We start from the raw sequence: 26,956 nt of genomic DNA, 5'->3' as shown, positions 1-26,956 counted from the left end.
AGGCGGCGACAGCGGGCTAGCGGTGGCTCTGTTGGGCCGCGCGCTCCCGCACCCGCTTGGCCAAGCTGGCGGTGGCCTCGGCCGGGTCATCGGCCTCGGTGATGGCGCGCACCACCACCACCCGGCGCGCTCCGGCGTCGAGGACCTCCTCCAGGTTGGCCGCGTCGATCCCGCCAATGGCGAACCAGGGCCGGTCGCAGGCGAGCGACGCCGCGTACCGCACCAGGGGCAGCCCGGGGGCGTGCCGGCCCGGCTTGGTCGGCGTCGGCCAGCAGGGGCCCGTGCAGTAGTAGTCAACGCCGGGCTCGACGGCCGCGGCGGCGGCCTCCGCCTGCGCATGGGTCGATCGCCCGATCAGCACCTCGTCGCCGAGGATCGCCCGAGCCGCGGACACCGGCAGGTCACCCTGGCCCAGGTGCAGCACCTGGGCCCCGGCCGGCTGCGTCCCGGCCGGCTGTGCCCCTGCCCGCTGTGGGCCGCGGGTGGCGAAGGCGACATCGGCGCGGTCATTGACTGCGAGCAGCTTGCCATGCCTACGGCACGCCTCGGCGAACACCGCGAGGTGATTGAGCTCCTCGGCCGCCTCCATGCCCTTGTCCCGCAGTTGCACGATGTCCACACCGGCGGCGAGCACCGCGTCAAGGAACTGCGGCAGGTCGCCCTGGCGCTTGCGGGCGTCGGTACACAGATACAGCCGGGCGTCGGCGAGTTGTTGGCCTGCGGTGGCCATGGAGCGGTCTCCCCCCAAATCGGCGGCGTACGGGCCGGGCGAGGTGAGCCCCGGCCCGTACGCCGGTCGGTTGCGTTCTCTACGTATTACGAAGGAGCGCGGACGGCGGAGCCTCGCGGGCGCGGGCCCGCTGCTGGCGGCGCCGCCCCGCGCGCTCGGCTCACACCGCGAGCGCCTGCGCCCGGCGCTTCACCTCCGTACCGCGGTTCTCGCGGAGCGCCTGTGCTGGGGTGCCGGGGAGCGTTGGGTCCGGAGTGAAAAGCCACTCCAGCATCTCTTCGTCGGTGAAGCCGTCGTCCCGCAGCAGCGTCAAGGTGCCGACGAGGCCCTTGATGATCCGGCCGTCCTCAATGAGATCGGCAGGCACCTGGAGCACGCGGTTCTCACCGCGGCGCACCGCAATCAACTGGCCCTCCTTGACCAGTTGCCGAACGCGGGTCACCTCGACGTCGAATTGTTCGGCGATGTCGGGGAGGGTGAGCCAGGCAGGGACGAGAGCATCGGTCTTTGCGTCAATCTCGGTCACGGGACAAGCCTGCCATCTGGGACTGACAGTGGGTAGCCGGAGCGGCCCGCCTGTCGTCGCTCCGACCGCGGCTACGTCCCGTCTGCCGGGCCGTGACCTGCACGTCCTGGCCTGCGGCTGGCGTCTCGTGCGCCGGCTGGTGGCGGCGATGCTAGGCCGGGCCGGGGGTGCTGGGCTACGCCGTGTGCAGGCACCATAAGGACCTCACCGTACGGCGGATTTCAACGGAATTGAGGGGTCGGCCGCGCGGGTCGTGTCCAAACCGGCGCCGCGCTCGATGAGCTTGCGGCCCTGGGTGAGGTCACGAGGACGGCCCACCGCCAGCAGAGCGATCAAGACGCCCTCGCGTAGCCAGCACACGGTCCACGCGGCGCTGGTCGGGTCGCCGCGCCACACCAGCGTGTCCGCGGCCGTGTGGTGCCCCGCGTACTGCACGAACCGGCCGAATTGCTCGGACCAGAAGTACGGCACCGGGTCGTAGACGGGGCCAGTGAAGTTGGCGGCCTCGCCGCCGACGATGTGTGCGGCAACCGTGCGCGGGCCCTGAAGCGCGTTGTCCCAGTGGTGGACGAGGAGGCGCTGTCCATAGCGGGCCGAGGGGAAGGAGACGCAGTCACCGACCGCGTAGACGCCGGGTACTGAGGCTCGGAGCGCGTCATCGGCGAGGATGGAGCGGTCCGGCGCGAGGGCGATGCCCGAGCCAAGGAGCCAATCCGTCGCCGGCCTGGCTCCGATGCCGACGACCACGGCGCCCGCGGGCAGCCGGGTGCCGTCATCGAGCAGCACTACGCCGTGCTCCACCGCGCTCACCCTGGCCCCGGTGCGCAGCACGGCACCGCTGTCCGCGTACCAGCCGACCATGTGAGCGGCCACCTCGGCCGGCAGCGCGCCCGCTAGCGGGCGCTCCGCGGCCTCGACGACGGTGACCGCACAACCCGCCTCGCGAGCCGCGGTCGCGAACTCGGCGCCGATCCAACCCGCCCCGACGACCACGATGTCGCGCTGCGCGGCAAGCACCGGACGCAGCCGCTCCGCATCGTCCAGCGTCCGCAGCACATGCACCCCTGGTACGCCCTCGCTGCCGGGCAGCGCGATCGGCTCCGCGCCGGTGGCGATGACGAGATGTCCGTACGGCACGGGGCCCGCATCGGTCTGAACGAGTCGTTCCGCAGGGCGTACGCCGGACACCCGCCGCCCGAGCTCCAGGTCTATGCCGAGCGCGGCGAAGTCCACGTCGAACGCCGAGCCATCGGCCTTGCCTAGCAGCACCGTCTTGGAGAGCGGGGGCCGGTCGTAGGGCGGGTGGGACTCGGCTCCCAGCAACGAGATGTCGCCGGTCCAGCCCTGCTCACGCAGGGCGACCGCGGTCTGCACCCCGGCCATCCCGGCACCGACAATCACGACCTTTCGGTCGTCGCGGCCCAGGCCACCGGTCACGTCGCCGCCACTGCGGCCGATGCTCGTTGCCTCGGTGTCCTCGCTCACGCGATCACTGTAAGACGACGGGTGTCGCCCGCCGCAGCGCCGTGCGGGGAGATCTCCGACACAAGACGCCACCCGGTACAGCGGCGTGAGCTGCGACCTCAGCCCCGGTCCACGCCCGCACCCGCCCCATCCGGCGGCCCGGACCGCACTCAACCCCGCCCCGCCCGGTGGCCCGGACCGCACTCAACCCGCCCCGCCCGGTGGCCCGGACCGCACTCATCCCGCCCCACCCGGTGGCCCGGTCGGTGCCCTGACCACCGATGCGGGTCAGCTCCATTCCGGGCGCCCCCGCGCCCGTACTAGGGTGGCGGGTGCACACCACTCGCGGGAGCCCGGACGCACCGGGCTGAGAGGGGGGCTGGCGGCCCCCGACCGTACGAACCTGATCCGGGTCATTCCGGCGAAGGGAGGGGCTGGACGCCCATGCACGCGTCTGCCGATGGCGGGTCCGCTGCGGCCCCGCCACCCCACCACGATCCCCAACACCCCACGAACCCGCAGCACCCCATGAACCCGCGGCGCCGCGGGTCCCCTGGCGCCGCGCGGCATGAGCCCGCGCACGGCACGGCGACGTTCGCGGCCCACCCAACGCCATCGGCCGCCGCCGGCGAGCCCGAAGCCACCTCCGGGCCGACCCCGGCTACCGCGGCGCAACCGGTCGAGCCCGCCGCCCGGCAGGCCGCGCCGACAACCTCCGATGTCCGCTGCGATGTACTGGTGATCGGCGGCGGCATCATCGGCCTGGTGACCGCCTGGCGGGCCGCGCAGCGCGGGCTGCGCACCGTGGTGGCCGACCCGGCGCCCGGTGGCGGGGCAGCTCAGGTCGCTGCGGGGATGCTGGCCGCGGTCACCGAGACGCACTTCGGTGAGGAGCTACTGCTCGGCCTCAACCTGGCATCAGCGCGCCGTTACCCCGCATTCGCCGCCGAGCTCGAAGAGGCGAGCGGCCAGCCAACCGGCTACCGCACCTGCGGCACCCTCGCCGTCGCACTCGACTCCGACGACCGCGCCCAGCTTCGCGATCTGCACGCATTGCAGCAGCGCTGCGGGCTGGACGCGCAGTGGCTCACCGGGCGCGAGTGCCGCCGGCTTGAGCCCCTGCTCGCGCCCGGCGTACGCGGTGGCCTACAGGTCAGCGGCGACCACCAACTCGACCCCCGGCTGCTCGCCAGCGCCCTGCTGACCGCCTGCGAACGGGCCGGGGTCGGCTTCCACCGCGCCTGGGCGCAACGGCTGACCCTGACCGGCGCCGAAACCGGGGCCTGGACCGAAACCGGGACCGGAACCAGGACCAGGACCGAAACCGGAACTGAGTACGGAGCCGGAACTGGGCACGGAGCCGACGACCACACCGCCGGCCTGGGGCGCGCAGCGCAGGGCGCAGGGCGCGCGGGGGCAGACCACCGCGCCACCGATGGGCTGCGCGCCACCGGCGCCGTACTAGCCGATGGGACCCGAGTCGCGGCGGGCCAGGTCGTGCTCGCGGGCGGCAGCCTCAGCGGGCGTCTTGCCGGTGTGCCACCACATGTCGTACCACCGGTACGGCCCGTGAAGGGGCAGTTGCTGCGGCTGCGGGTGCCGACCGCGCTGGCCGCCGCTGGGCCGTTTTTGTCCCGCACGGTACGAGCCGTCGTCCGCGGCGGGCACGTCTACCTCGTCCCCCGAGCCAATGGCGAGCTGATCGTCGGCGCGACCACGGAGGAACTCGGCTGGGACACCACCATCACCGCGGGCGGCCTCTATGAACTGCTGCGGGACGCGCACGAGGTGGTGCCCGGTATTACCGAGCTTGAGCTCGTCGAAACGATGGCCGGGCTGCGGCCTGGCTCGCCCGACAACGCGCCCCTGCTGGGCCCGACCGGACTCCCCGGGCTGCTCCTCGCGACCGGCCACCACCGCAACGGGGTGCTGCTCACTCCGGTGACCGGCGATGTGATGGCGGAGGTACTGACCGGCGGCCAGCTACCCGCGCTAGCGCGACCCTTCACGCCGCTGCGCTTCACCGCGCCCCCCGAACCTGCCCCGGCCGCCCCCTATGCGCGCCCGGACACCGTCCCCTTGGCCCACCACACCCGCACCGGGGCGCCCCGGCCAACCGACGCATCCCAGGAGCAGCAAGCATGACCGTCTCCGTTTCCCTCACCGTCTCCGTCAACGGTGAGATCCGACAGGTGCCCGCTGGCATCACTCTCGACCAACTCGTCGCCACGCTGACCACCGCACCGGGTGGGGTAGCCGCCGCCGTCAACGAGACGGTCGTGCCGCGCGGGCAGTGGCCCGTCACCGCGCTGTCCGCCCAGGACCGCGTCGAGGTGCTCACCGCCGTCCAGGGAGGTTGATCCGTACCCATGTCCCATACCGCCCTCAACCACCTCCAGGCCGCCACGGCCCACGCGTCCCTGCCGTCCACCCCATCCGTCACGCCCACCTCCTCCGCCCAGCCCGCCGGGGCCGCGGCCTCCACCGGAACCGCGGACTCCGCCGGGGAGCACGGGTTTACGCCATGCCCCGATCCGCTGACCATCGCCGGGCAGCAGTTCGCCTCCCGACTGATCATGGGGACCGGCGGCGCCCCCAGTTTGGAGATCCTGGAGCGCGCGCTAATCGCCTCCGGCACCCAGATGACAACCGTCGCCATGCGCCGCCTCAACCCCACGGTTCAAGGCTCCGTGCTGTCCGTACTCGGCAGGCTGGGCATCCAGGTGCTGCCGAACACGGCGGGCTGTTTCACGGCCGGTGAGGCGGTGCTCACCGCCCGGCTGGCGCGGGAGGCGTTGGGTACGGACTGGGTGAAGCTGGAGGTCGTTGCCGACGAGCGCACTCTGCTGCCGGACCCGGTTGAGCTGCTGGACGCGGCGGAGACGCTGGTCGAGGACGGGTTCACAGTGCTGCCCTACACCAATGACGACCCGGTCCTCGCCCGCAAGCTGGAGGACGTCGGCTGTGCGGCGATCATGCCGCTAGGCTCCCCGATCGGCTCCGGGCTCGGCATCCGCAATCCGCACAATTTCCAGCTCATCACCGCGCACGCCCAGGTGCCCGTCATCCTCGACGCGGGCGCCGGCACCGCATCCGACGTCGCGTTCGCGATGGAGCTTGGCTGCGCGGCCGTCATGCTCGCCTCCGCCGTCACCCGAGCACAGGAGCCTGAGCTCATGGCGGAGGCGATGCGGTACGCGGTGTCGGCGGGCCGCCTCGCCAGCCGCGCGGGCCGCATCCCGCGGCGGCACTTCGCCGAGGCGTCCTCACCTGCGGACGGCCGGGCGGCCTTGGACCCGGAGCGCCCGGCGTTCGGCTAGGCGGGGGCGCGGGCCACAGGGCGGAGGCCACGGGGCGGGAGGCGGGGACTACCGGGCGGGAGGCGGGGACTACGGGGCGCAGGCCGGCGCACCGAGCCTCCCACTCGAACAACCGTCCGATCCTCCTGTCACCGTTCGGCTTCAGTCGTCTCTTCCCCGATGCTGGTGAGCGCGGGTGTCGGGGCCTACTCGTAGACTCCTTTGTCGTGGATACGACCCTGCAAGACCCTCTCGTCGGGCACGTGCTCGACGGCCGCTACCGGATCGAGGCGCGAATCGCCATCGGCGGTATGGCGACGGTCTACCGGGCCGTCGATACTCGCCTCGATCGGGTGCTCGCGCTCAAGGTGATGCACCCCTCGTTGGCCGCCGACGCCGCGTTCGTCGAACGGTTCATCCGGGAGGCCAAGTCGGTGGCCCGGCTCGACCATCCCAATGTGGTGGGCGTGTTCGACCAGGGCACGGACGGCACCTACGTCTACCTCGCGATGGAGTACGTCGCGGGGTGCACGTTGCGCGACGTGCTGCGCGAGCGCGGTGCGCTCCAGCCCCGCGTCGCACTCGACATCGCGGAACCGGTGCTCGCGGCGCTGGGCGCGGCCCATCTGGCCGGGCTCGTGCACCGCGACATGAAGCCGGAGAACGTCCTGATCGGGGACGACGGTCGGGTGAAGGTCGCCGACTTCGGGCTCGTACGGGCCGTGGACACGGCGACCAACACCTCGACCGGCGCCGTACTGGGCACCGTCTCCTATCTGGCGCCCGAACAGATCGAGCACGGCACGGCCGACACACGGGCAGATGTGTACGCGTGCGGCGTGGTCCTGTACGAGATGCTGACCGGCGCCAGGCCCCACTCGGGCACCACTCCGGCGCAGGTGCTCTACCAGCAGTTGCACGAGGAGGTACCGGCCCCGTCGCAGAGCGTGCCCGGGCTCGCGCCCGAGCTGGACGAGCTGGTGGCCAGCGCGACCGCACGCGACCCCGAGCTGCGCCCGGCCGGTGCCGTTGAGTTCCTGGGCCTGGCGCGTACGGCGCGCTCGGGCCTCACCGATACGCAGCTCGATGTGGCCCCGCCGCTGGCCAAGGCGGGGACGCTTGACACCCCGGTGCGACGAGCGGGCAGCGGCCCCGACGACCGTACGAGCGTGCTCCCGCGGGCCGCCGCGGCCCGGGCCAGCACCGCGCAGACCCAGCGGCAGCCCGCCCCCCGCGCCGAGGCCGACCCGAGCGCAGGGGCAGCCGGGGAGGACGAGCTGAACCGCACCAGCGTGCTGCGGCCCCAGCTGCTGCCGGAGCGCCCCGTCAACGACGAGCCCCCGCCGCGCCTGCCCCGGCGCGCCCCCGGCGGGCTGCGCATGCCACGCCGTCCGGTGCTGACCCTGGTGACGGCGGTGCTGCTGCTCCTGGGCATCGGACTGGGCGTTTGGTACATAAACTCCGGCCAGTTCACGCATGTGCCCGCGGTGCTCAGCATGGAGCAGGGCAGGGCCGAGAAGAAGATCCATGACGCGGGTCTCGACGTGAAGGTCAAGCACGGCTTCAGTGACGTCGTGGACAAGGGCAAGGTCATCTCGACCCATCCAAAGAGCAACGCCCGCATCCGCAACACGGGAACGGTGACGATCACGATCTCGCGCGGTACGGAGACGGCCGAGGTGCCGAATGTCGCCGGGATGTCCCTGGACGACGCCAGAGCGAAAATCGAGGACGCCGGGCTGAGCGTCGGCAAGGTGACCAAGCGGTTCAGCGATGAGACGCCGCGCGGTGACGCCTTGACCACCGACCCCAAGGCCGGTTCGGAGCGCAGGCCGGATTCGGCGGTGTCGATCACCGTGAGCAAGGGTGCACCGATCGATGTTCCCGATGTGATCGGTGACGAGATCGAAGAGGCCGAGTCCGCGCTGCGCGACTCAGGGTTCGAGGTCAAGATCGCCGAGGAGCAGGTGTTCTCGGACGAGGACAAGGACACCATCGCCGCTCAGAACCCGCCCGAGGGGTCCCGCGCAGCCGAGGGCGACACGATCACCCTGACGGTCTCCAAGGGCGAGGAAATGATCGAGGTGCCCTCGGTCGAGGGCAACAGCCTCGACGACGCACGGGACAAACTGGAGGAAGAGGGCTTCGAGGTCGGCGTCGATCGCTTCTTCTTCGGCGACACGGTCTTCCACCAGTCGGTCGATGGCGGCGACGAGGCCCCCAAGGGCAGCAAGATCACCCTGCGGGTGCGCTGAACGCGGCGAGCACCGTAGGACCAACAACAGGACCGACCGCACCCAGCACGCAAGCACGCCCGCCCCGGCCATGCGCCACCAGCAGCCGTACGGCGGCCAGGACAGCCGCACGGCCCTGCCGCAACCAGCAACCAGCAACCGTGCCGCCGTACGGCGGCCGTGCAGCGGCTGTGAGGTGGCCGTGAGGTGGCCAAGGACACCGGGGCCAGCGCTCCGCGGGGCCGTTTCGGCTGGCACCCTGGGTACGTGAGCACGTCTGTTATTCGCACCCGCAACCCCATCGGTGGCCATGTTCCCGTCGCCGGAGGACTCGCCTCCGTGGGGCTCCCCTACGCCCGTGACCTGGGTGCCGAGGCCGTTCAGGTCTTTGTCGCCAACCCGCGCGGCTGGGCCACACCGCTCGGGAATCCGCGCCAGGACGAGGAGTTCCGTGCGGCCTGCGCCGCCGATTCGATTCCGGCGTACGTCCATGCGCCGTATCTGATCAATTTCGGCTCGCACACCGAGGCGACGGCCGAGAGGTCGGTGGACTCGCTGCGGCACTCGCTGCGCAGGGGCCGGGCGATCGGGGCGCTCGGGGTGGTCGTCCACACCGGCTCGGCGACCGGCGGACGACCGCGCGAGACCGCGCTGGCGCAGGTCAGGGAGCGGTTGCTGCCGCTACTTGACGAGCTGACGCACGACGATGACCCGTGGCTGTTGCTGGAGCCGACCGCGGGGCAGGGGGCGTCGCTGTGCGCCCTCGCCGAGGACCTAGGGCCCTACTTCGAGGTACTCGACCGCCATCCGCGGCTCGGCGTCTGTCTGGACACCTGCCATGCGTTCGCGGCCGGGCATGACATGGCGGCCATCGGAGGCACCAAGGCGCTGCTGGATGAACTGGTCGAGGTGACGGGCGAAGGTCGGCTGAAATTGATCCACGCGAACGACTCGAAGGACGTCGTCGGCGCCCATAAGGACCGGCACGAGAACATCGGCGCCGGGCACATCGGGGCCGATGCGTTCGGCGAACTGTTCGCCCATCCGGCCACCGCCGGTGTGCCGCTGGTCATCGAGACGCCCGGCGGCAAGGAAGGCCATGCGGCGGACGTGGCGCGACTCAAGGACCTCCGCGCGGCGGCCTGAGAGCCCCCGCGCGGCGCCCACCAGGGCCGCAGCCCCGGCACAAGCGAGGCGCCAGCGGGCTCCTGACCCAGGCAAGCGAGGCGCCGGCTAGCAGTCGGCTACAGTTCGGGCCCCTCGCCCGGCTTCTCCTGGTAGGAGTAACGCTGTTCGCGCCAGGGGTCACCGACGTTGTGGTAACCGCGCTCTTCCCAAAAGCCCCGCCGGTCCGCGGTCATGTACTCCACGCCGCGGACCCATTTCGGGCCTTTCCACGCGTAGAGCTGGGGCACGATGAGTCGGACCGGGAATCCGTGTTCGGCGGTCAGCGGTTCGCCGCCCTTGTGCGTGGCGAAAATCGTCCGCTCGGCGGCGAAATCTTCCAGTGGCAGATTCGAGCTGAAGCCGTATTCGGCCCACACCATCACATGGGTGACATCGGGGGCCGGTGGCACGCGTTCCAGAAACAGTTGGGCCGGCACGCCGCCCCACTCCGCTCCCAGCATGCTGAACTTCGTTACGCAGTGCAGATCGGCCATGATGGTGGAGTACGGAAGCGCCGAGAATTCCTCGTGCGTCCAACAGCGCTTGTCGCCGTCTGCTGTCGCGCCGAATACCCGGAACTCCCAGCGGTCAGGGCGAAACCGCGGCACCGGCCCGTAGTGCGTGACCGGCCAGCCCCGCTGTAGCCGTTGTCCCGGAGGTAGCTGCCCCTGCGCCCCTTCACGACCTTCCGGCTGACCCATGCCTCCATGGTGTCAGACCTTCGGGGGTGGTCGTGACCAGCAACTCTGCTATTCGGGCAACTCATACTAAGCATGCACTTACTGGACGGTGTCGCCGGCGCGGTGCGAGGATGCGCACGAACTCCCGTTCCCGCTTGCTTTGGAAGGAGCCTCTGCGATGCAGGGCGACCCCGAGGTCCTTGAATTCCTCAATGAACAGCTCACCGGCGAGCTCACCGCGATCAACCAATACTTCTTGCACGCGAAAATGCAGGAGAACTTCGGTTGGACCAAGCTCGCGAAGTACACCCGGCACGAGTCGTTCGACGAGATGAAGCACGCCGAGGTGCTGACCGATCGGATTCTGTTCCTGGAGGGCTTGCCTAACTACCAGCGGCTGTTCCACGTACGAATCGGCCAGACGGTCACCGAGATGTTCCAGGCGGACCGGCAGGTCGAGGTGGAGGCGATCGACCGGCTGCGGCGCGGCATTGAGGTCATGCGGGCCAAGGGCGACATCACGTCAGCGAACATCTTCGAAAAAATCCTCGAAGACGAGGAACACCACATCGACTATCTCGACACCCAGCTTGAGCTGATCGAGAAGCTGGGCGAGCCGCTCTATATCGCGCAGATCATCGAGCAGCCCGAGAGCTAACCGGCGCCGGCTTCGGCAGATCGTATGCGCCGCCGGGCGGGCGCCTCATGCAGCCGGGTCCGCTCGCTTCGGACGGCGGTGCGATAGCGCTGATCGGCCGACAGCACGCAGTCAGGCCGCTTCGGCAGCGGGCAGCGCCGAGGGCACATCGGCCGTCTCCGACGCCAGCGCCGGGGACAAGTCGGCCATCTCCGACGCCAGCGCCGTGGTCGCACCGTCGGCGCCGAGTCGGTCGAGCACCTCGCGCCGGGGGCACCCAGCGCCTCGCCCGAGCAGCGCCTGTATGCGACGTACGCACGAGCCGCAGTCGGTGCCAGCCTTGCTGGCAGAGGCTATTTGGCGAGGCGTACAGACACCGCTGTCCGCATGCTCACGTACTTGCTTCTCGGTGATGCCGAAGCATGAACAGACGTACACGCGGTCACCACCCGGACGGATTGATAGGGAAACCCCATCGCCATTGATTGATGAGGTTACCCTTACCTTACCCGGCCTCCCTGGGTGATAACAGCTCAGGCAACAGCAGTGGGGCGCGGATCACAGATCCGCGCCCCACTCGCCATCTCACTAGCTGATTTTTTACTGGTGGCGGTACATCTCCGCGACCAAGAAGGCCAGGTCAAGGGACTGGCTGCGGTTCAGTCGGGGGTCGCACGCGGTCTCGTAGCGCTGATGTAGATCGTCCACGAAGATTTCGTCGCCGCCGCCCACGCATTCGGTGACGTCGTCGCCGGTCAGCTCGACGTGGATGCCACCGGGGTGGGTGCCCAGGCTCTTGTGGACCTCGAAGAAGCCCTTGACCTCGTCCAACACGTCATCGAAGCGTCGCGTCTTGTGCCCGGAGGCCGCCTCGAAGGTGTTGCCGTGCATGGGGTCGCTGATCCAGACGACCTGAGCGCCGGACGCGGAGACCTTCTCCACCAGGGTGGGCAGCTTGTCGCGGACCTTGTCCGCGCCCATCCGGGCGATGAACGTCAGCCGTCCCGGCTCGCGGTCCGGGTCGAGGCGCTCGATAAGGGTGAGCGCGTCCTCGACCGTGCTGGTCGGGCCGAGCTTCACCCCGATCGGGTTGCGGATCTTGGAGGCGAACTCGATGTGCGCGCCGTCGAGCTGCCGGGTGCGCTCACCGATCCACACCATGTGCCCGGAGACGTCGTACAGATCGCCGGTGCGCGAGTCAACGCGGGTGAGCGCCGACTCGTAGTCGAGCACCAGGGCCTCGTGGGAGGAGTAGAACTCGACGGTCTTGAACTCTTCGGGGTCCACCCCGCAGGCGTTCATGAAGTTCAGCGCGCGGTCGATCTCGCGCGCCAGCGCCTCGTAGCGCTGCCCGGAGGGGGACGACTTCACGAAGTCCTGGTTCCAGGCGTGCACTTGGCGCAGGTCGGCGTAGCCACCGGTGGTGAAGGCGCGCACCAGGTTCAGCGTTGCGGCGGACGCGTGGTACATCCGCTTGAGCCGCTGCGGGTCCGGAATGCGGGCGGCCTCGGTGAACTCGAAGCCGTTGACGGAGTCACCACGGTAGGTGGGCAGCGTCACACCGTCGCGGGTCTCGGTCGGCTTGGAGCGGGGCTTGCTGTACTGGCCCGCGATCCGGCCGACCTTGACCACCGGCACCGAGCCCGCGTACGTCAGGACGGCGCCCATCTGGAGCAGCGTCTTGAGCTTGTTGCGGATCTGGTCTGCGCCGACGGCGTCGAACGCCTCCGCGCAGTCACCGCCCTGGAGCAAAAACGCCTCACCACGCGCCACCGCGCCCAGCCGCGCGCGCAACTGGTCGCACTCGCCTGCGAAGACGAGCGGCGGATACGACTCAAGCTCAGCGAGCACATCGCGCAGAGCCTCGTGGTCCGGCCAGTCGGGCTGCTGCGCCGCGGGAAGGGAGCGCCAGGTGTGGCCACCGGCGTGGGTTTCAGCGTTCACGGTCACGTCGTCAACATTACGGGGTCCTGGCGGGCCCCTACGCCTTCGCCCATAAGTTGAGACACTTCCCTGATTGATTAGCAGCCTGATTCGCAGCCGGCCACACGCGACCCCCGCCCCGTTGCTGACCTGCGCCGGAGGCTTCACGACCGGTTGCGCGCCGTCCGCTCTATCTGGCCGGCCGGCGCTCGACGCACTGCTCGGCGTCACCGACCACCGGCATACCCCGCCCGGTCGGCGAGCCCTCGCGGAGTTCCTCCGGTCGCCAGCTGCCGGCAGCCGCCCAGCGTCAGGTATGGTGCCGCTCATGTACGCGCAGCCAGCTAACTTCTGGTGGTGGACCGCTCACTCGGCGGCCCACTAACGCGCGTTTCACTCAACGCCACGCGAAGGCCGCCCCGAGGGGCGGCCTTCGCTGCGTTTGCAGGCCGTTCCTCCCCTGAAGGTCCACGACGAGCCCCGTGGACTCCGTTCCGGCAGGAAGGACCCCGCCATGTCCCACCACACGCCACCACCTACCGCATCCGAGCTTGTTCGGCGCCTGCTGACCGCCGGCTGTCCGCCGTTCGCCCTCCTGCGCCGCCGCACCCCGGGGCACGACCAGGACACCGTGGAGGTGCTGATCGGGCCGGTCTGCGAGGTGTCTCGGCTCGCCGATATCCCGCTGCCGGCCGAGGAGGCGGGCCCGCTGCCGGACGGCACAGCGGTATCGGACGCGCTCGCCCTCGTACCGTTTCGGCAGATCCGCGAGCGCGGCTTCGACGCGCACGACGATGGGACGCCGCTGGCCGTGCTGCGTCCCGACGAGGCGTACGCGCTGCCGCTAGGTGACCTCCTGGACGCGCTGCCCGCCGACCCGGTCCAGGTGCGTGACGGCGCCTTCGACATCGATGACGACGCATACGCGCAGATCGTGCGGCGCGTCATCGATGAGGAGATCGGCACCGGCGAGGGCGCCAACTTCGTGATTCGACGAACCTTCCAGGGCGAGATTCCCGGCTTCGGTGCGCAGGAAGCACTCGCACTGTTCCGGCGGCTGCTGGCCGGCGAGCGCGGCGCGTACTGGACGTACGTGGTGCGCACCGGCGAGCGGACGCTGGTCGGTGCCAGCCCCGAGGTGCACGTGCGGATGTCGGGCGAGACGGTCGTGATGAACCCGATCAGCGGCACCTACCGCTACCCGGAGCAGGGCCCCGACGCCGAGGGGCTGCTCGCCTTCCTGCGCGATCGCAAGGAGGTGGAGGAGCTGTCGATGGTCGTGGACGAAGAGCTGAAGATGATGTGCGCCGTCGGTGACCGGGGCGGGGTGGTCGTCGGTCCCCGGTTGCGGGAGATGGCGCATCTGGCGCACACCGAGTACGAGTTGCGCGGGCGCAGCACGCTGGATGTGCGGGAGGTGCTGCGGCAGACGATGTTCGCGGCGACCGTCACGGGTTCTCCGGTGCAAAACGCGTGCCGGGTGATCGCCCGGCATGAGCCGCCCGGTGACGACGGCCGGGCCCGCGGCTACTACGCGGGGGCGCTCGCGCTGATCGGCCGGGACGCCGGAGGCGCCCGCACCTTGGACTCCCCCATCTTGATCCGTACCGCCGACATCGACGTGCACGGACGGCTGCGGGTGCCGGTCGGGGCGACCTTGGTGCGGCACTCAGACCCGCGCGGTGAGGTCGCCGAGACGCACGCCAAGGCGGCCGGGGTGCTGACCGCGCTGGGCGTGCGGGCAGCGCCGGCGCGCCCCACCGGAGCGAGCCCCACCCGGCTCGCGGACGATCCCCGGGTGCGGGCCGCCCTAGATGCGCGGCGCGCGGATCTGGCACCGTTTTGGCTGCGGATGCGCACGCCAGGGCCTGACGAGGGGCGGGCGGGGCATGCGCTGGTGATTGACGGCGAGGACACGTTCACGGCGATGCTGGCGCATCTGCTGGCCACGTCCGGGCTGCGGGTCGAGGTGCGGGGGTTCGCCGAACCAGGACTGCGGGAGGCGGCGCTGACGCATCCGGGCCCGATCGTGCTCGGCCCCGGGCCCGGCAATCCCATCGACAGCTCCGCCACCTCCCCCACAGCCGACCCGAAGATGCGGCTACTGCGCGCTCTCGCGGCCGATTTGGTACGTCACCATCGGCACGGGCTGCTTGGCGTGTGCCTGGGCCATGAGCTGATCGCGGCGGAGTTGGGGCTTGACATCGTACGCAAGCAGGTCCCGGCACAGGGCGCCCAGGAACGGATCGACTTCTTCGGGCGGCCGGAGACCGTTGGCTTCTACAACACGTTCACGGCCCGGTGCGATGAGCCCGTGGTGCACAAACTGGCCCTGCAAGGCGTGGAGTTGAGCCGCGACTCGATGAGCGGTGAGGTGCATGCGCTGCGCGGGGCTGGCTTTGGCGGGCTCCAGTTCCACCCGGAGTCGGTGCTGACGTTGAACGGTGCGGCGTTGGTGGCGCAGGAGTTGACGCTCGCCCGGGAGACGGTGCCGCTGAGCTGACGGGAGCGGCGGCGCCAGCGGACGAGTGGCGAGTGGACGGGGCCGGGCCACGGCCCCGTCCACCGGTGTCCACCAGCATCCGCCGGCGCCGGCCCATCCGATCCGGGCCAGGCCCGGTAGGGCTAAACCGAACCAGACCTGCCGAACCAGACCGGGCCGAAGCAGACCGATCCGGGCCAGACCCGGCAGGGCCAGCCGGGCCGCCCCGAGGCGCGCTCGTGCCGGGGCGGCCGGTGGCGCGTCAGCCGAAGAAGACCCCGGCCTCCGCGTAGAGCTTCGGGTCCACGGTCTTCAGCTTCGCGGTCGCGTCGGCCAGCGGCACGCGCACCACATCCGTGCCACGCAGCGAGACCATCACGCCGTAGGCCTCGTCCCGCACCGCCTCGATGGCGTGCAGACCAAAGCGGGTGGCCAGCCAGCGGTCGAAGGCACTGGGGGTGCCGCCGCGCTGCACGTGGCCGAGCACGGTGGTCCTGGCCTCTTTGCCGGTGCGCCTTTCGATCTCCTTGGCCAGCCACTCGCCGACGCCGGAGAGCCGCACATGCCCGAAGGAGTCCAGCGAGCCGTCCTTGAGGACCATCTCGCCGCCCTTGGGCGTTGCGCCTTCCGCGACCACGACGATGGGCGCGTAGCGAACCTTGAACCGGGACTCGACCCAGCCGCAGACTTGCTGCACGTCGAATCGCTGCTCGGGGATGAGGATGACGTTGGCACCGCCCGCAAGCCCCGAGTGCAGGGCGATCCAGCCAGCGTGCCGGCCCATCACCTCCACCACCAGGACCCGCATATGCGACTCCGCCGTGGTGTGCAGTCGGTCGATGGCCTCGGTGGCGATGTTGACGGCGGTGTCGAAGCCGAAGGTGTAGTCGGTGGCGGACAGGTCGTTGTCGATGGTCTTGGGGACGCCGACGCACGGCACTCCGTACTCGTCCGACAGGCGTGCCGCGACGCCGAGGGTGTCCTCGCCGCCGATCGCGATCAGCGCGTCCACCTCGTACTTGGTGAGGTTCTCCTTGATCCGACGGATGCCGTTCTCCGCCTTGAGGGGGTTGGTCCGCGACGATCCGAGGATGGTGCCGCCGCGCGGCAGGATGCCGCGCACGGCGGGGATGTCGAGCGGCACGATGTCGCCCGCCAGTGGCCCGCGCCAGCCGTCTCTGAATCCGGTGAACGAGTATCCGTAGTCCTGGACGCCCTTACGCACCGCTGCGCGGATGACCGCGTTGAGACCGGGGCAGTCACCGCCTCCGGTCAGCACTCCGACCCGCATCGCATCTTCCCTTCTCCCGTGAATGACCCGATATGACGGACCACGCTAACGGTGATCCAGGTCACAGGGGATGGGGCGGTTGATGAATTCCGTTGCCCCGCGGGGAAGTTGAGTTGCCGCGTTCACCCGTACGAGGGGCACGGACGGCGCAGCGCGTTCGTTCGGCGGTCGCCTGCGGCTTAAGCGCCGTCGTCCAGGCCCCGTTCGATGGCGTAACGCACCAGCTCGACGCGGTTGTGCAGTTGTAGCTTGCCGAGGGTGTTTTGGACGTGGTTTTGCACGGTGCGGTGAGAGATGACCAACCGCTCGGCGATCTGCTTGTACGAAAGGCCCTTGGCGACCAGGCGCAGCACCTCGGTCTCCCGGTCGGTCAACCGTGGGGCGCTCGGTTCGTTGGCCCGGGCCGGGGCCGGGTCGGTGGCGAGCCGCCGGTACTCGCCGAGGACCAGGCCCGCGAGGCCAGGGGTGAACACCGTGTCGCCGGCGGCCGTCCGGCGTACTGCGTCCACGAGTTCGGCGGTGGACGCCGACTTGAGGAGGTAGCCGGTGGCGCCCGACTTCACGGCCTCCAGCACATCGGCGTGCTCGCCGCTCGCGGACAGGACGAGCACCCGCAACGCCGGGTTCGCGCCCACCAGTTCCTTGCACACCTGCACGCCGGGCAGGCCGGGCAGATTGAGGTCGAGCACCAACACCTCGGGCTCGACCGCCATCGCCCTACGCACCGCCTGCGGCCCGTCACCTGCCGTCGCCACCACATCGAAGCCGGCCTCGGCCAGATCGCGGGCGACCGCGTCCCGCCACATCGGGTGGTCGTCCACCACCATCACTCGTACGGTCGCTGCCTCGCTCATGACGCGTCCTTCCTCCCCCGCGGAACTCTGAGCTCCACCTCCGTGCCCTGTCCGGGGACCGATACGAGATCCGCGCTCCCGCCCAGGTCGCGCAGGCGTCCTCGGATCGAGAGGGCGACGCCGAGCCGCCCCTCGCGTTCGGCGTCCGCGAGCCGCCCCTCCGGTATGCCCGGGCCGTCGTCGCGGACGGTGACGATCACGGCGTCCGGTTCGTCCTCGACGAGAATCCACGCCTGCGCGTCGTCCCCCGCGTGGTTGCGCACATTGTCCAGCGCGGCACTCACCGCCCCTGCCAGCTCTGCCGCGGCGGAGCCCGGCAGCAACACGGGAGCACCCGGTTCGGCGAACGAGACTTTGGCCCCGGCGTGCGGCGCCAGCAGCGCCCGTAGGTCGTACGGCTCGTCGCCCGGGTCATCTGCGGCGTCCGCAGCGCGGCCCGCGATCCTGACGGTCGCCACCGGCAAGGCGTCGCCTCCCACCGGCCCGGCCGCCGGGCCGTGGCCGCGCTGGCCAAGACCGCTGGAGATCAGGGTACGCAGCGCCACCTCCTGCTCGCCCGCCATCCGGCCGAGCTCGGCCGCGTCGCCGCCGATGGCGACGCCGCGCCGCTGCACCATGGCGAGCACCTGAAGCACACTGTCGTGGATGTCGCGGGCGAGTCGCTCCCGCTCTCGGGTGGCCGCCTCGATCTGTAGGGCGCGGGCCAGCGTGCGCTCACTGGCCCTGGCCACCTCGACCACGTAGCCGATGGCCACGCTGGCCACCCACACCAGCAGCACGTTGTGCACCGTGTTCTGCGCGAAGGCCCCGCGCTCGGCGATGTTGGCGACGCCCGCCACAGCCGACGCCACCGCGCCCCAGCGCCAGCCGCCCTTGATGGCGAAGCCGAGCACGGCGCCCGCGGTCCAAATCGACGGCAGGGTTGGCCCGCCGTCCACGATCCGCTCATGGGTATCGACCAGCGGCGTCAACAGGATGCCGACGATCGCCACGCCGAGGTCCACGATCAAAAAGCGCTTGGTGCATCGCTCGGCAGAGGCCACCATGCGCCAGGTGAAGGCCATCCAGCCGGCCAGCAGCAGCATGTACGCCCCGGCGCCGAGGGGATGCTCGTACTCGTGGTAGCCGTGGGCGTACAGGGCAATCGCATACAGCGCGGCGAGTATGCGGTAGCCGGTGAGGGCGCGCCACAGTGGCTGCTCAACGGACATGCGCACCACGCGCTCACGCACCGGACGCTCACGTACCTGCCGCTGAGCCATCTCCCCCACCCCCGCTGGGCACCGCTCCCCTATCGGCGTCGGTGGCCTAGTCGGCCTTGTCCCGCTCCGCCGTGTCCTGGCCGTCTGCAATACGCGAGCTATCCGCGAGGCCCGAGCTGTCCGGAGCATCCGACTGCGTTGGCCTGCCGTGCTGTTCGTGCCCGGTCTTGGCAGGGGGCGCGACCCTTTCGGCCTTCGCGACCTTTGCGCCCTTTACTCCTCTTTCTTCCTCTGCCTGCTTCTTCGCCGCATCGGCGAGTTGCCGCTTGGCGGCGGTCGCGTAGACGTCCACGTACTCCTGGCCGGACAGCTTCATGATCTCGTACATCACCTCGTCGGTGACCGAGCGGAGGATGAACCGATCGCCGTCCATGCCGTAGTAGCGGCTGAAGTCCAGCGGCTTGCCGATCTTGATCCCGGGGCGCATCAGCTTCGGCATCACCTTGCCCGGCGGCTGAATCTTCTCGGTGTCGATCATCGCGACGGGGATCACCGGAGCGCCACTGGCCAGCGCGACGCGGGCCAAACCACCGGGCTTACCGCGGTAGAGCCGCCCGTCCGGGGAGCGGGTGCCCTCCGGGTAGATGCCGAACAGCTCACCCCGCTCCAGCACCTCGATGCCGCTCTTGATCGCGGCCTCGCCGGCGCCGCGGGCCCCCGAGCGGTCCACCGGAAGCTGGCCCACCCCCTTGAAGAAGGCGGCGGTCATCTTGCCCTTGAGGCCAGGTGAGGTGAAGTACTCCGCCTTCGCGATGAAGGTGACCTTCCGGTCGAGCATCGCGGGCAGGAAGAAGGAGTCCGAGAAGGAGAGGTGATTGCTCGCCAAAATCGCAGGCCCCTCAGCTGGGATGTTCTCCAAGCCCTCCACCCAGGGCCGAAAGGCAAGCTTCAGCGACCCACCGATGGAAAGCTTCATTGCGCCGTAGAACAAACCGAGGACCTCCTGTATCCGACGAGGAGACCTTAACCCGCCGCGCGGCGGGGCTCTCGCCCGACGTTCGAGCGGGCTCGCGCGCCCTGGCCCGTGGCCGGCCGTACCACCGCTGACCAGTGTCCGCCGGGCCCATATCGGGCACCGATCGGCCTACCCGGCGTGCGGCGCTCCGCGTAGGCTGAAGTCCCAACCGTCCGGCCGCGTCCGGCCCCTGACCGAACGGAGACCCCGGTGCCGCTGTCCCCCGGAGCCGAGCCGTTCCACCACATCGGCGGAGCTGTCGGCGTGCTCGTCTGCCACGGCTTCACCGGCTCCCCGCAGTCCGTTCGGCCCTGGGCCGAGTCTTTGGCCGAGCGCGGCCACACCGTTTCGCTGCCCCTGCTGCCCGGTCACGGCACCCGCTGGCAGGACCTGGCCGTCACCGGTTGGCAAGACTGGTACGCGGAGGTGGACCGGGAGCTGCACAGGCTGGCGAAACGCTGTGAACAGGTCTTTGTGTGTGGCCTTTCCATGGGTGGCGCGCTGGCGTTGCGGCTCGCGGCCCGGCACGGGGACACCGTCAGGGGACTGGTTTTGGTCAACCCGGCGAACAAGGTGCACGACGTGGCGGCCAGGGCGCTGCCGGTCGTACGGCATCTGGTGCCTTCGACGAAGGGCATCGCCAGCGACATCGCCAAGCCGGGCTCCCAGGAGTACGGCTACGACCGGGTGCCGCTGCACGCCGCGCACTCACTGCGGCAGCTCTTCCAGCAAGTGGACGCCGATCTTCCGCGTGTCACCCAGCCGCTGCTGCTGTTGCACAGCCCCCAAGACCATGTGGTGCCGCCGGTGGACTCGGCGCGCATTCTGGGCCGGGTCGCGTCCACGGACATCACCGAGCGACTGTTGGAGCGCAGCTACCACGTGGCCACGCTGGACTACGACGCGGACCTGATCTTCGCCGACACGCACCGGTTCATCAGCCGCCTCGCGCCCGGTGTCAGCGCGCCGCATCCGGATCGGGTGGGCTAGCCGTGCCACGGGCTGAGGGAGAGACGGGCCCGGGCCCGGTGCCCGAGCGCGACGCCAACGCGGACGCGGACCAGAAGCTGACCGGTCCCGCTGCCGACGAACAGCCGGACCCCCACCCCCAGGACACCGCCGCCCCCGTGGACGCTGACACCCCGGGCCACGCCGTCCGCCCGGACGACACCCAGACGAACGACGTAAGGGCGGATGGCGTACAGGGCGACGGTGTACGGGGCGATGGCGTACGGGCGGAGGCCGTGCCAGGCGATGCCGCGCAGGCCAACGACGTACAGGCGGACGCCGCACAGGCCGATGCCGTACGCACCGACGACGGCGCGCTCCCGACCGCAGGTCCAGCGGAGTCAGCCAGCCAAGCGGCGCCCGGCCCGGACGGCGACGACCACGCCGGCACTGACACTGGCGACAGGGGCGAGGGCACGAACGGTACGCACCGCACGACGGGTGATCTGGCAGCTCATGGCGGCGCGGCCGACCAGGGTGGGCCAGCCGGACAGAACGGCCCCACGGCCAAAGACGGCACGGTCAAACACGGTGCTGTCAGAGACAACGCGGCCAAGAACGACGCCACCGGCAGCGGCCGGCCTGGCAGCGGCGGGAGCAGCGCCGAGCAAAAGCGTGCGGCCTCGGAGCGCTCGGCCGACGACGACGCCTGGGCCGAGATCGTCGCGGCCTATGGCGAGGAGCCACCGGACCCGCCGGGCGTGGCCCCCTGGTCCGCGGCCGATGGCCGGGCCGAGTCAATGATGGACGGGTCCGGCCGGGAGATCGCCCCGGGCAAGCCCGACAAGACGCTGGGCACAGCGGACGACGCCACGCCCACGCGGCGGGCCGGGGCGGACGGCAGCGAAGGCCGGGGGCCCGACACGGACCCGGACGATTCGCAGGCGCGACCGGCGGTGCCGGTCGGTAGCTCCGTCGTCTTCGCGCCGGGCGTGGGCCCGCGCGATTGGCGGCCCGCCGAGCCATCGGACAACGACCTCGACGCGACCGACGAGGGCCATTTCGTCCCTCCGGAGCCGCCGCCGCTGCCGCGGGCCGACACCACGGCGCGCTTCGCCTGGCTCGCCGTGCTCGGCGGGCCGCTCCTGCTGCTGCTGATGGTGGTGTTCCAACAGGAGATCACCTGGTGGATCGCCACCCTTGGCGTCGGCGGCTTCCTCGGCGGCTTCGCCACGCTGGTCATGCGGATGCGGAGCGATGACGAGGAGGACGAGGACCCCGGACGGGGCGCGGTCGTCTGACCGCGCGGGCCGTCGTCTCGCCCCGCCAGGTCAGCTGGTGGCCGTAGGGGGTTGGGGCAGGCGAAGTGCGGCCAGCACCGGCAGATGGTCGGCGGCGGCGTGCAGATCGGCGGCGCGCACTCCAGCGAGCCCGTTCGGCACTCCGCAGCCGAGAACCTCGACGCCCTCGGTGGTCAGCACGGCATCGGGGCGCTGACGCGGGTCCGCGGGTGTCGAGGTGTACTCGCTGCCCCACGGTTTCGCCACCCAGGCATCGCACAGGGGGCCGGTCAGGCGCTGGAACGCCCTGCCGTCCGGACGCTCGTTGAGGTCACCCGCCAGCACCGCGTACGGAGCGTCCAACCCGGACAGCCGGTTAAGCAGCGCCCCCGCCTGGTTGTACCGTTCGCCGGCGGCGGGGCTGAGGTGGCAGCTCACCACGCCGAGCCGCACCTCGCCGAACCGCAGCACGGCCGCGGCGAAGCCGCGCCGGTGCTGACCGGGCGTACGCGGCAGCAATACCTCCTCGGTGTGCTCCACCTGGGCCCGTAGCGTGCTGAAGATTGCCGGGCCCGTGGTGGTGGCGCCGCCCGTCACGTGGAACAACTCGGCGTCGCGGGCCAGCCGTGCCAGCGCCTTGCGCCAGCGGAAGAATCGCGGCGCCTCCTGGACGCACACCACATCGGGCGCGGTTGCGCGGATCACCCGGGCCACCGTCTGCCGGGCGGTGCCCGGCCGCTGGCCGGGCTCGTCGCGCAGTGAGCGGATGTTGTAGCTGAGCACCCGCACCACGACGGAGCCGTCTGGCTCCCTACCGGATGCGGGCAGATCGTGCTGATCACTTCGTACGGCCGCGAGCGTCACTTCGCCACTCCAGAACTGAAACCGGACCCTGATGTTCTTCTCTGCGGTACTGCCGTGCGTGGTACTACCGTTGCCGACGATGCTGGTGCGGCCGAAGTTCCCCAAGTAACCGGCGAGTTCGACAGGCCCCGGACGATCGCGGAGTTCCCGCGTCCGCTCTCGGGCCCTCCCGGCGTTCGCCGCATCATTCCCGGCCGCAGCGTTCCCGGCCGCACCCGTCCCTGCCTTCGCCGCATGGGGTTACAGGCGCCTTCAGGAGTGACCGATGCCGGCGCGAGCCCGCCCCCGGCGCCGGCGGGGAGCGCGCGCCGCCTTGATCAGCCCTGACGGGCCAGGTCCGCCGCGCCGACCAGCCCTGCCTCGCCACCGAGTTGGGCCGCCAACACCTGTGCGTGGGGGCGCCATTGGCCGCCCACCAGCCAGCGCCGGAAGGACTTGCGGATCGGATCGAGTACGAGGTCGCCCTCGTCGGAGACGCCGCCCCCGACGATAAACGCGGACGGGTCGAAGAGCGAGGCGAGGTCGGCGAGGCCCGAGCCAGCCCAACGGGCAAGTTCGCGGAAGGAGTCGATGGCGACCGGGTCGCCGTTTCTGGCGGCCTGGCTCACATGCCTGCCCTCGATCCCGGCGGCGGTGCCGTCGCCGAGGCTGAGCAGGACCGTCGCGTTCTCCGGGGTCGCGGCGGCGCGTTGCTTCGCGTACCGAACGAGAGCCCGTCCGGAGGCGTACTGCTCCCAACAGCCTTGGCTGCCGCAGCCGCACAGCAGGCCGTCCGGCACTACTCGAATGTGCCCGAACTCGCCCGCGACGCCGAACCGGCCTCGACGTAGCTTGTTGCCGATGATCACGCCGCCACCGAGCCCGGTGCCGAGCGTGATGCAGATGACGTCCTCATGGCCCTGGCCCGCGCCGAACCGGTACTCGCCCCAGGCCGCCGCGTTGGCATCGTTCTCCACCACGACCGGCAGCCCGACGCGCTGTTCGACCTTGTCCTTGAGCGCCTCATGGCGCCAGTTGATGTTCGGCGCGAACAACACGGTGGCGCGCTTGTCATCCACGTAGCCGGCGGCTCCGATGCCGACCGCCTCCACCTCGTGGTCAACGCTGACGGTACGTACCGCCTCCGCGATGGCGTCCACAACGCCCTCTGGGGTCGGCGGTGTCGGCACCTTGCAGGTGTCGAGAATCGAGCCCTCTTCGTCAACCACGCCTGCTGCGATCTTGGTGCCGCCGATATCGACGCCGATGGTGAGTCCCATGTGTCCCTCAGTTCTCGGTCGAACCTCGCCGCGGCTAACCGTACCGGAGGGCGGCCTCAGTCGAGGTCGATGCGTTCACTTCCTGGAGGCGTATCGTCTCGATCGTCCCCCGAGTCATGCTCCGCAGCCGCCCCCTTCGCGCTCCCGCGCGCTGCCTGGTCATCGCCCTTGGTCCATTGCTGCTCCTGCCCGATGACCGCTGCTCGATAGGCTGCAAGCAGCTCTGATCCGGCCGTCGCAAGGTGATCGAAGACATCGGGGTTGCGCTCGATAACGGGTTCCACCACGGCCTTCGCCTGCCCGATGACTTGCCGTACGACGGTTTGGGCAGCTATGCCAGCGATCGGGCCTTGAAGCGAAGAGAGCTTGTTGGCCACCGCTTCCGCCAACTTCCGCAGTTCCTCGGCGGCGCTGGTCGGCTGCGGTCCGTAGTGGGCCCGTCGCCTGGCGCGTTCGGCGGCGAGGTCCTCGGCACACGCCTGCTCCCAGGCGTTCGGGTCGGGCACGGACCGGGGCTGGCTCTCCTGGCCCTCCTGGCTTGGCTGGTCGGCTGGGGTGGCGTCGTCTTCTTGGGCGGCCTGGTGGGCCCGACTGGCCCGCCCTGCCCGGTCGGGTTGGGGGGCCTCTCGTCCGCTGTCCGCGCCGTCCTGGCCGGGTTCAGGGGGAGGGCTGGGCACGCCTTCGACGTCGTCCGGGCGCTCGGTGGCATCGCTCATGGCGGACTCCTGCGGTGCGGCTGGCCGGTCGGCCCGTCCGGGGCGATCGGCCCGGCCTGTTCTGGTCGGCCCATCCGACGTTACCCGAACGGCGGTGTGCCGTTCAGGGCCTGCGGGGCCACAGCTGCGGATCGGGCGCGAAGCGCACCCGCAGCTCGCCCTCGTGCAGACCCGCGCCGGATACGGTGCACCGGCGCAGCGCGGACGGCAGCGGCAGCACCCGGCGGAACTGCCCCGCGGTGATCACCAGTTCATCACCGCGCCGCACCAGCCCGATCTCGCCCCGCTCGGCCCCCTCCAGGGGCAGCCGCCACACCAGCAGCCCCTCGCTGGCCAGCCGGTCCTCGATGGTCCGGGGGTCGGCTGCGGGCCGATCGGGGCGCAGATCGGGGGCGCCGACCACGTCCGCGATCATCCCGAGGTCCGCGAGGCCGCGCGGATCACGCCCCAGATGCGGCACCTCGCGCACCAAGCTGCCGGGCGGCCTGGCCCTTGGACTGGCCGATGGGTGGGGCCCGGTCCGGTCGGCGGCGCGCTGCTCGTCGTACGGGCCTGCCGGCTCCGTCCGCTCGTACGCCTCCCGCAGCTCCTTGAGCGCGGCCTGCTGCTGACCCGAAGCGGCGGTCAACCAGGGGTCGGCGGAGCCCATGGGCAACAGCCGGTTGGCGATCACCGCATCCACCCGGCACCCGTAGAGGGCGAGCCCGGTGCGGGCCGAGCGCAGGGCTCGGGCGGCCAGCGGTCCCGGCTCGGTGACCAGTCGTACCGTCAGCGCGTCGGAGTCGATGATCCGCTGCACGGCGTCCAGCTCGCTGTGCCACTGCGCCACCGTCTCGTACAGCCGCTGTGTCGGTACGGGCACGCCGGCGAGCTGTGCCAGTACCGGGTGCAGCGCACGAGCGGCCTGTCGCTCAGCCGGCAGCAACCGCCGCAGATAGCGGCCGAGTTGCTCCGGCAGCGCCAGCAGTCGGGCCGCCTCGGGCGCGGGCGGCATATCGATGACGAGCACGTCCCAGACGGGTTCGCCCGCGTGGTCGTCGTACGGGCCGCCCCCGCCCGCGGGGTCCGCGTCTGCATGGCCCAGGTCCGCGCGCTCAACGCCCCTGTGGGCCGCTCGCACCGCTGCCAGCAGGGCGAACGCCTCGGCGCCGGGCAGCTCGGTGGCTTCCTCGGCCTCCAGGGCCGTGGCACCGACGAAGTCGAGAACGGCGCGGGCGCGGTCCTGTACGGCGGTCAGCTCGGTCCGGAAGTGCTCGCCCGTAGCGATCCGGGCCGCCCACAGGCCGCTGGCCATCTCCACGGGCGGGGTCCAGGGCGCGGTCTGCTCGGCATCGTCAACAGCGGAAGTGGAGGCAGCACCAGAAGGGCTAGCAGAGGCGTAGGAAGCGGAAGCGGCAAAGGCGACGGCAGCCGGCGGCGCGCCGTCAGCGCCGAAGATTTCGTCCAGGGTGCCGTCGCGGCCGGTGGTGAGCAGCAGGGTGCGGTGCCCGGCGCGGGCCGCCGCAAGTGCGGTGGCGGCGGCAATGGTGGTGCGGCCACTTCCGCCGATGCCGGTGATGAGGACGGTACGCATCTGGGTCAACCGGTCACGCCGGTCTCCACGCGCTTCTTCAGGCCCGCCAACGCCCGGTCGATGATGACCTTCTCGGCCTTGCGCTTGATCATGCCGAGCATGGGGATCTTGACGTCCACGGTGAGTTGGTAGGTCACCTGGGTGCGGGTGCCGTCGCCGATGGGGGCAAGTCGGTAGGAGCCGTCGAGCGAGCGCAGCATCTGGGACTTCACGAGCGACCAGCTCACCTCTCGCTCCCCTGACCAGGTGTACGCGAGGGTGTGGTCGTCCTTGATGGCCCCGGCGTCGAGTACCAGCCTGACCTGTTCGGCACGGCCCTGTGGGTCCTTCGCGAGGACCTCGGCCTCCTTGACCTCCCCGGTCCACTCGGGGTAGCGGTCGAAGTCGGCGATCACCCCCATCACGTCGGCCGGGGCCGCTTCGATCGTGATGCTTGAGCTGGTGTGTTCCGCCATCGCCGTGGCTCCTCCATACCGGTCCGCCGCCTCGTACGCCTGCCGCTGAAGGCTACCGCGCGCCGCCCACCCGCCCGACCGCCGGCGACCGGTCCCGCCATACGGCCCCGCACGGGGGCAAGTCCGCGCCGTGGCGCACCGCGCTTCATGGCGGGCTCAGGGCAGGCGCACAGCATGTCCACGGCGGGCCCACAGCGGGAGTACGGCGCCCGGGCGGCAGCTCCATGGCCCACCGGGGCTCGTACAGCCGTACGGGGGCGTCCAATGGGCGTGGGGCGGGTCTACAGCGAGCGTGCGGCGCGGGGGCGACTGGCTGCGCGACGCATGGCTGCGCTGCGCCGGACGGCCGGCGACCGC

General features: G+C 70.8%; 24 protein-coding genes and 1 riboswitch. Of the genes, 9 read left to right on the top strand and 15 right to left on the bottom strand.

What is annotated here, in order from left to right; all coding sequences use genetic code 11:
- Positions 1 to 16 precede the first annotated feature (16 nt).
- The 3 genes from FHS42_RS02320 to FHS42_RS02310 all read right to left on the bottom strand — a co-directional run bounded on the left by FHS42_RS02320 (position 17) and on the right by FHS42_RS02310 (position 2,639).
- The gene (locus FHS42_RS02320) at positions 17 to 730 is read right to left on the bottom strand and encodes a thiamine phosphate synthase (protein WP_184568766.1); all 714 of its coding nucleotides are present in this window, start codon (positions 728 to 730) and stop codon (positions 17 to 19) included.
- Positions 731 to 890: 160 nt separating this feature from the next.
- Positions 891 to 1,256, bottom strand: a complete 366-nt coding sequence (locus tag FHS42_RS02315) for an Rv2175c family DNA-binding protein (protein WP_184568765.1) — start codon at positions 1,254 to 1,256, stop codon at positions 891 to 893.
- Between the two features lie 204 nt (positions 1,257 to 1,460).
- The gene (locus FHS42_RS02310) at positions 1,461 to 2,639 is read right to left on the bottom strand and encodes an NAD(P)/FAD-dependent oxidoreductase (protein WP_184569053.1); all 1,179 of its coding nucleotides are present in this window, start codon (positions 2,637 to 2,639) and stop codon (positions 1,461 to 1,463) included.
- A 416-nt stretch (positions 2,640 to 3,055) separates the two neighbouring features.
- A riboswitch (TPP riboswitch) is annotated at positions 3,056 to 3,167 on the top strand.
- A gap of 288 nt (positions 3,168 to 3,455) precedes the next feature.
- On the opposite strand from FHS42_RS02310, the gene FHS42_RS02305 reads away from it, so the two are divergent.
- The 5 genes from FHS42_RS02305 to FHS42_RS02285 all read left to right on the top strand — a co-directional run bounded on the left by FHS42_RS02305 (position 3,456) and on the right by FHS42_RS02285 (position 9,399).
- A complete protein-coding gene (locus FHS42_RS02305) occupies positions 3,456 to 4,865 on the top strand; it encodes an FAD-dependent oxidoreductase (RefSeq protein WP_246494161.1) in 1,410 nt (469 codons plus the stop codon).
- Positions 4,862 to 5,080, top strand: coding sequence for a sulfur carrier protein ThiS (thiS, locus tag FHS42_RS02300; RefSeq protein ID WP_184568763.1), 219 nt, complete (start codon positions 4,862 to 4,864; stop codon positions 5,078 to 5,080). Before FHS42_RS02305 ends, thiS begins: the two co-directional genes overlap by 4 nt.
- Before the next feature lie 216 nt (positions 5,081 to 5,296).
- A complete protein-coding gene (locus FHS42_RS02295; protein WP_246494160.1) occupies positions 5,297 to 6,040 on the top strand; it encodes a thiazole synthase in 744 nt (247 codons plus the stop codon).
- A gap of 206 nt (positions 6,041 to 6,246) precedes the next feature.
- On the top strand, positions 6,247 to 8,274 hold the full coding sequence (pknB, locus tag FHS42_RS02290; protein WP_184568762.1) for a Stk1 family PASTA domain-containing Ser/Thr kinase: 2,028 nt from the start codon (positions 6,247 to 6,249) through the stop codon (positions 8,272 to 8,274).
- Between the two features lie 246 nt (positions 8,275 to 8,520).
- Positions 8,521 to 9,399 (top strand): deoxyribonuclease IV, encoded by an 879-nt coding sequence (locus FHS42_RS02285; protein ID WP_184568761.1) that lies wholly within the window; start codon positions 8,521 to 8,523, stop codon positions 9,397 to 9,399.
- Positions 9,400 to 9,497: 98 nt separating this feature from the next.
- Here FHS42_RS02285 and FHS42_RS02280 read toward each other — a convergent pair whose 3' ends face one another.
- Positions 9,498 to 10,121, bottom strand: coding sequence for a sulfite oxidase-like oxidoreductase (locus FHS42_RS02280; RefSeq protein WP_184568760.1), 624 nt, complete (start codon positions 10,119 to 10,121; stop codon positions 9,498 to 9,500).
- A gap of 157 nt (positions 10,122 to 10,278) precedes the next feature.
- Here FHS42_RS02280 and bfr point away from each other — a divergent pair, with 157 nt between their 5' ends.
- On the top strand, positions 10,279 to 10,758 hold the full coding sequence (gene bfr, locus FHS42_RS02275; protein ID WP_184568759.1) for a bacterioferritin: 480 nt from the start codon (positions 10,279 to 10,281) through the stop codon (positions 10,756 to 10,758).
- 111 nt (positions 10,759 to 10,869) lie between these two features.
- On the opposite strand, the gene FHS42_RS02270 is transcribed toward bfr, so the two are convergent.
- Together FHS42_RS02270 and FHS42_RS02265 are read right to left on the bottom strand one after the other, a co-directional pair.
- A complete protein-coding gene (locus FHS42_RS02270) occupies positions 10,870 to 11,175 on the bottom strand; it encodes a (2Fe-2S)-binding protein (RefSeq protein WP_184568758.1) in 306 nt (101 codons plus the stop codon).
- A 162-nt stretch (positions 11,176 to 11,337) separates the two neighbouring features.
- Positions 11,338 to 12,687 carry a class II 3-deoxy-7-phosphoheptulonate synthase gene (locus tag FHS42_RS02265; RefSeq protein ID WP_184568757.1) on the bottom strand — a complete coding sequence of 450 codons (1,350 nt, stop codon included), beginning with the start codon at positions 12,685 to 12,687 and terminating at the stop codon, positions 11,338 to 11,340.
- 487 nt (positions 12,688 to 13,174) lie between these two features.
- Here FHS42_RS02265 and FHS42_RS02260 point away from each other — a divergent pair, with 487 nt between their 5' ends.
- The gene (locus tag FHS42_RS02260) at positions 13,175 to 15,163 is read left to right on the top strand and encodes an anthranilate synthase family protein (protein WP_184568756.1); all 1,989 of its coding nucleotides are present in this window, start codon (positions 13,175 to 13,177) and stop codon (positions 15,161 to 15,163) included.
- Positions 15,164 to 15,404: 241 nt separating this feature from the next.
- On the opposite strand, the gene FHS42_RS02255 is transcribed toward FHS42_RS02260, so the two are convergent.
- From FHS42_RS02255 to FHS42_RS02240, 4 genes are all read right to left on the bottom strand, one after another.
- A complete protein-coding gene (locus tag FHS42_RS02255) occupies positions 15,405 to 16,433 on the bottom strand; it encodes a 6-phosphofructokinase (protein ID WP_184568755.1) in 1,029 nt (342 codons plus the stop codon).
- Between the two features lie 179 nt (positions 16,434 to 16,612).
- Positions 16,613 to 17,287, bottom strand: coding sequence for a response regulator (locus FHS42_RS02250; protein WP_184568754.1), 675 nt, complete (start codon positions 17,285 to 17,287; stop codon positions 16,613 to 16,615).
- Positions 17,284 to 18,549, bottom strand: a complete 1,266-nt coding sequence (gene macS / locus FHS42_RS02245) for a MacS family sensor histidine kinase (RefSeq protein ID WP_246494107.1) — start codon at positions 18,547 to 18,549, stop codon at positions 17,284 to 17,286. The genes FHS42_RS02250 and macS overlap by 4 nt, the downstream gene beginning before the upstream one ends.
- Before the next feature lie 46 nt (positions 18,550 to 18,595).
- Complete coding sequence (locus FHS42_RS02240) at positions 18,596 to 19,465, bottom strand: lysophospholipid acyltransferase family protein (RefSeq protein ID WP_184568753.1); 870 nt, start codon at positions 19,463 to 19,465, stop codon at positions 18,596 to 18,598.
- Positions 19,466 to 19,714: 249 nt separating this feature from the next.
- Here FHS42_RS02240 and FHS42_RS02235 point away from each other — a divergent pair, with 249 nt between their 5' ends.
- Both FHS42_RS02235 and FHS42_RS36525 read left to right on the top strand, forming a co-directional pair.
- A complete protein-coding gene (locus tag FHS42_RS02235) occupies positions 19,715 to 20,494 on the top strand; it encodes an alpha/beta hydrolase (RefSeq protein ID WP_184568752.1) in 780 nt (259 codons plus the stop codon).
- A 464-nt stretch (positions 20,495 to 20,958) separates the two neighbouring features.
- The gene (locus FHS42_RS36525) at positions 20,959 to 21,753 is read left to right on the top strand and encodes a hypothetical protein (protein WP_376772518.1); all 795 of its coding nucleotides are present in this window, start codon (positions 20,959 to 20,961) and stop codon (positions 21,751 to 21,753) included.
- A 30-nt stretch (positions 21,754 to 21,783) separates the two neighbouring features.
- On the opposite strand, the gene FHS42_RS02225 is transcribed toward FHS42_RS36525, so the two are convergent.
- From FHS42_RS02225 to FHS42_RS02205, 5 genes are all read right to left on the bottom strand, one after another.
- The gene (locus FHS42_RS02225; RefSeq protein WP_312866667.1) at positions 21,784 to 22,596 is read right to left on the bottom strand and encodes an endonuclease/exonuclease/phosphatase family protein; all 813 of its coding nucleotides are present in this window, start codon (positions 22,594 to 22,596) and stop codon (positions 21,784 to 21,786) included.
- A gap of 317 nt (positions 22,597 to 22,913) precedes the next feature.
- A complete protein-coding gene (locus FHS42_RS02220) occupies positions 22,914 to 23,855 on the bottom strand; it encodes an ROK family glucokinase (protein ID WP_184568751.1) in 942 nt (313 codons plus the stop codon).
- Positions 23,856 to 23,911: 56 nt separating this feature from the next.
- Positions 23,912 to 24,361 (bottom strand): DUF5304 domain-containing protein, encoded by a 450-nt coding sequence (locus FHS42_RS02215; RefSeq protein WP_312866700.1) that lies wholly within the window; start codon positions 24,359 to 24,361, stop codon positions 23,912 to 23,914.
- Positions 24,362 to 24,674: 313 nt separating this feature from the next.
- Complete coding sequence (locus FHS42_RS02210) at positions 24,675 to 26,144, bottom strand: ArsA family ATPase (protein ID WP_184569049.1); 1,470 nt, start codon at positions 26,142 to 26,144, stop codon at positions 24,675 to 24,677.
- A gap of 5 nt (positions 26,145 to 26,149) precedes the next feature.
- Positions 26,150 to 26,599, bottom strand: a complete 450-nt coding sequence (locus FHS42_RS02205) for an SRPBCC family protein (protein ID WP_184568749.1) — start codon at positions 26,597 to 26,599, stop codon at positions 26,150 to 26,152.
- Positions 26,600 to 26,956: the final 357 nt, after the last annotated feature.

The sequence above is a fragment of the Streptomyces zagrosensis genome, from assembly GCF_014203645.1.
Taxonomy (GTDB): Bacteria; Actinomycetota; Actinomycetes; order Streptomycetales; family Streptomycetaceae; genus Streptomyces; species Streptomyces zagrosensis.
This window is presented reverse-complemented; position numbering and strand designations above follow the sequence as displayed.

Coding starts and splice junctions, on each gene's coding strand:
- FHS42_RS02320 (WP_184568766.1), bottom strand. CDS start 730: ATGGCCACCGCAGGCCAACAACTCGCCGACGCCCGGCTGTATCTGTGT.
- FHS42_RS02310 (WP_184569053.1), bottom strand. CDS start 2,639: ATGGCCGGGGTGCAGACCGCGGTCGCCCTGCGTGAGCAGGGCTGGACC.
- thiS (WP_184568763.1), top strand. CDS start 4,862: ATGACCGTCTCCGTTTCCCTCACCGTCTCCGTCAACGGTGAGATCCGA.
- FHS42_RS02295 (WP_246494160.1), top strand. CDS start 5,297: ATGGGGACCGGCGGCGCCCCCAGTTTGGAGATCCTGGAGCGCGCGCTA.
- FHS42_RS02280 (WP_184568760.1), bottom strand. CDS start 10,121: ATGGGTCAGCCGGAAGGTCGTGAAGGGGCGCAGGGGCAGCTACCTCCG.
- bfr (WP_184568759.1), top strand. CDS start 10,279: ATGCAGGGCGACCCCGAGGTCCTTGAATTCCTCAATGAACAGCTCACC.
- FHS42_RS02260 (WP_184568756.1), top strand. CDS start 13,175: ATGTCCCACCACACGCCACCACCTACCGCATCCGAGCTTGTTCGGCGC.
- FHS42_RS02255 (WP_184568755.1), bottom strand. CDS start 16,433: ATGCGGGTCGGAGTGCTGACCGGAGGCGGTGACTGCCCCGGTCTCAAC.
- FHS42_RS02250 (WP_184568754.1), bottom strand. CDS start 17,287: ATGAGCGAGGCAGCGACCGTACGAGTGATGGTGGTGGACGACCACCCG.
- macS (WP_246494107.1), bottom strand. CDS start 18,549: ATGGCTCAGCGGCAGGTACGTGAGCGTCCGGTGCGTGAGCGCGTGGTG.
- FHS42_RS02240 (WP_184568753.1), bottom strand. CDS start 19,465: ATGAAGCTTTCCATCGGTGGGTCGCTGAAGCTTGCCTTTCGGCCCTGG.
- FHS42_RS02220 (WP_184568751.1), bottom strand. CDS start 23,855: ATGGGACTCACCATCGGCGTCGATATCGGCGGCACCAAGATCGCAGCA.
- FHS42_RS02210 (WP_184569049.1), bottom strand. CDS start 26,144: ATGCGTACCGTCCTCATCACCGGCATCGGCGGAAGTGGCCGCACCACC.
- FHS42_RS02205 (WP_184568749.1), bottom strand. CDS start 26,599: ATGGCGGAACACACCAGCTCAAGCATCACGATCGAAGCGGCCCCGGCC.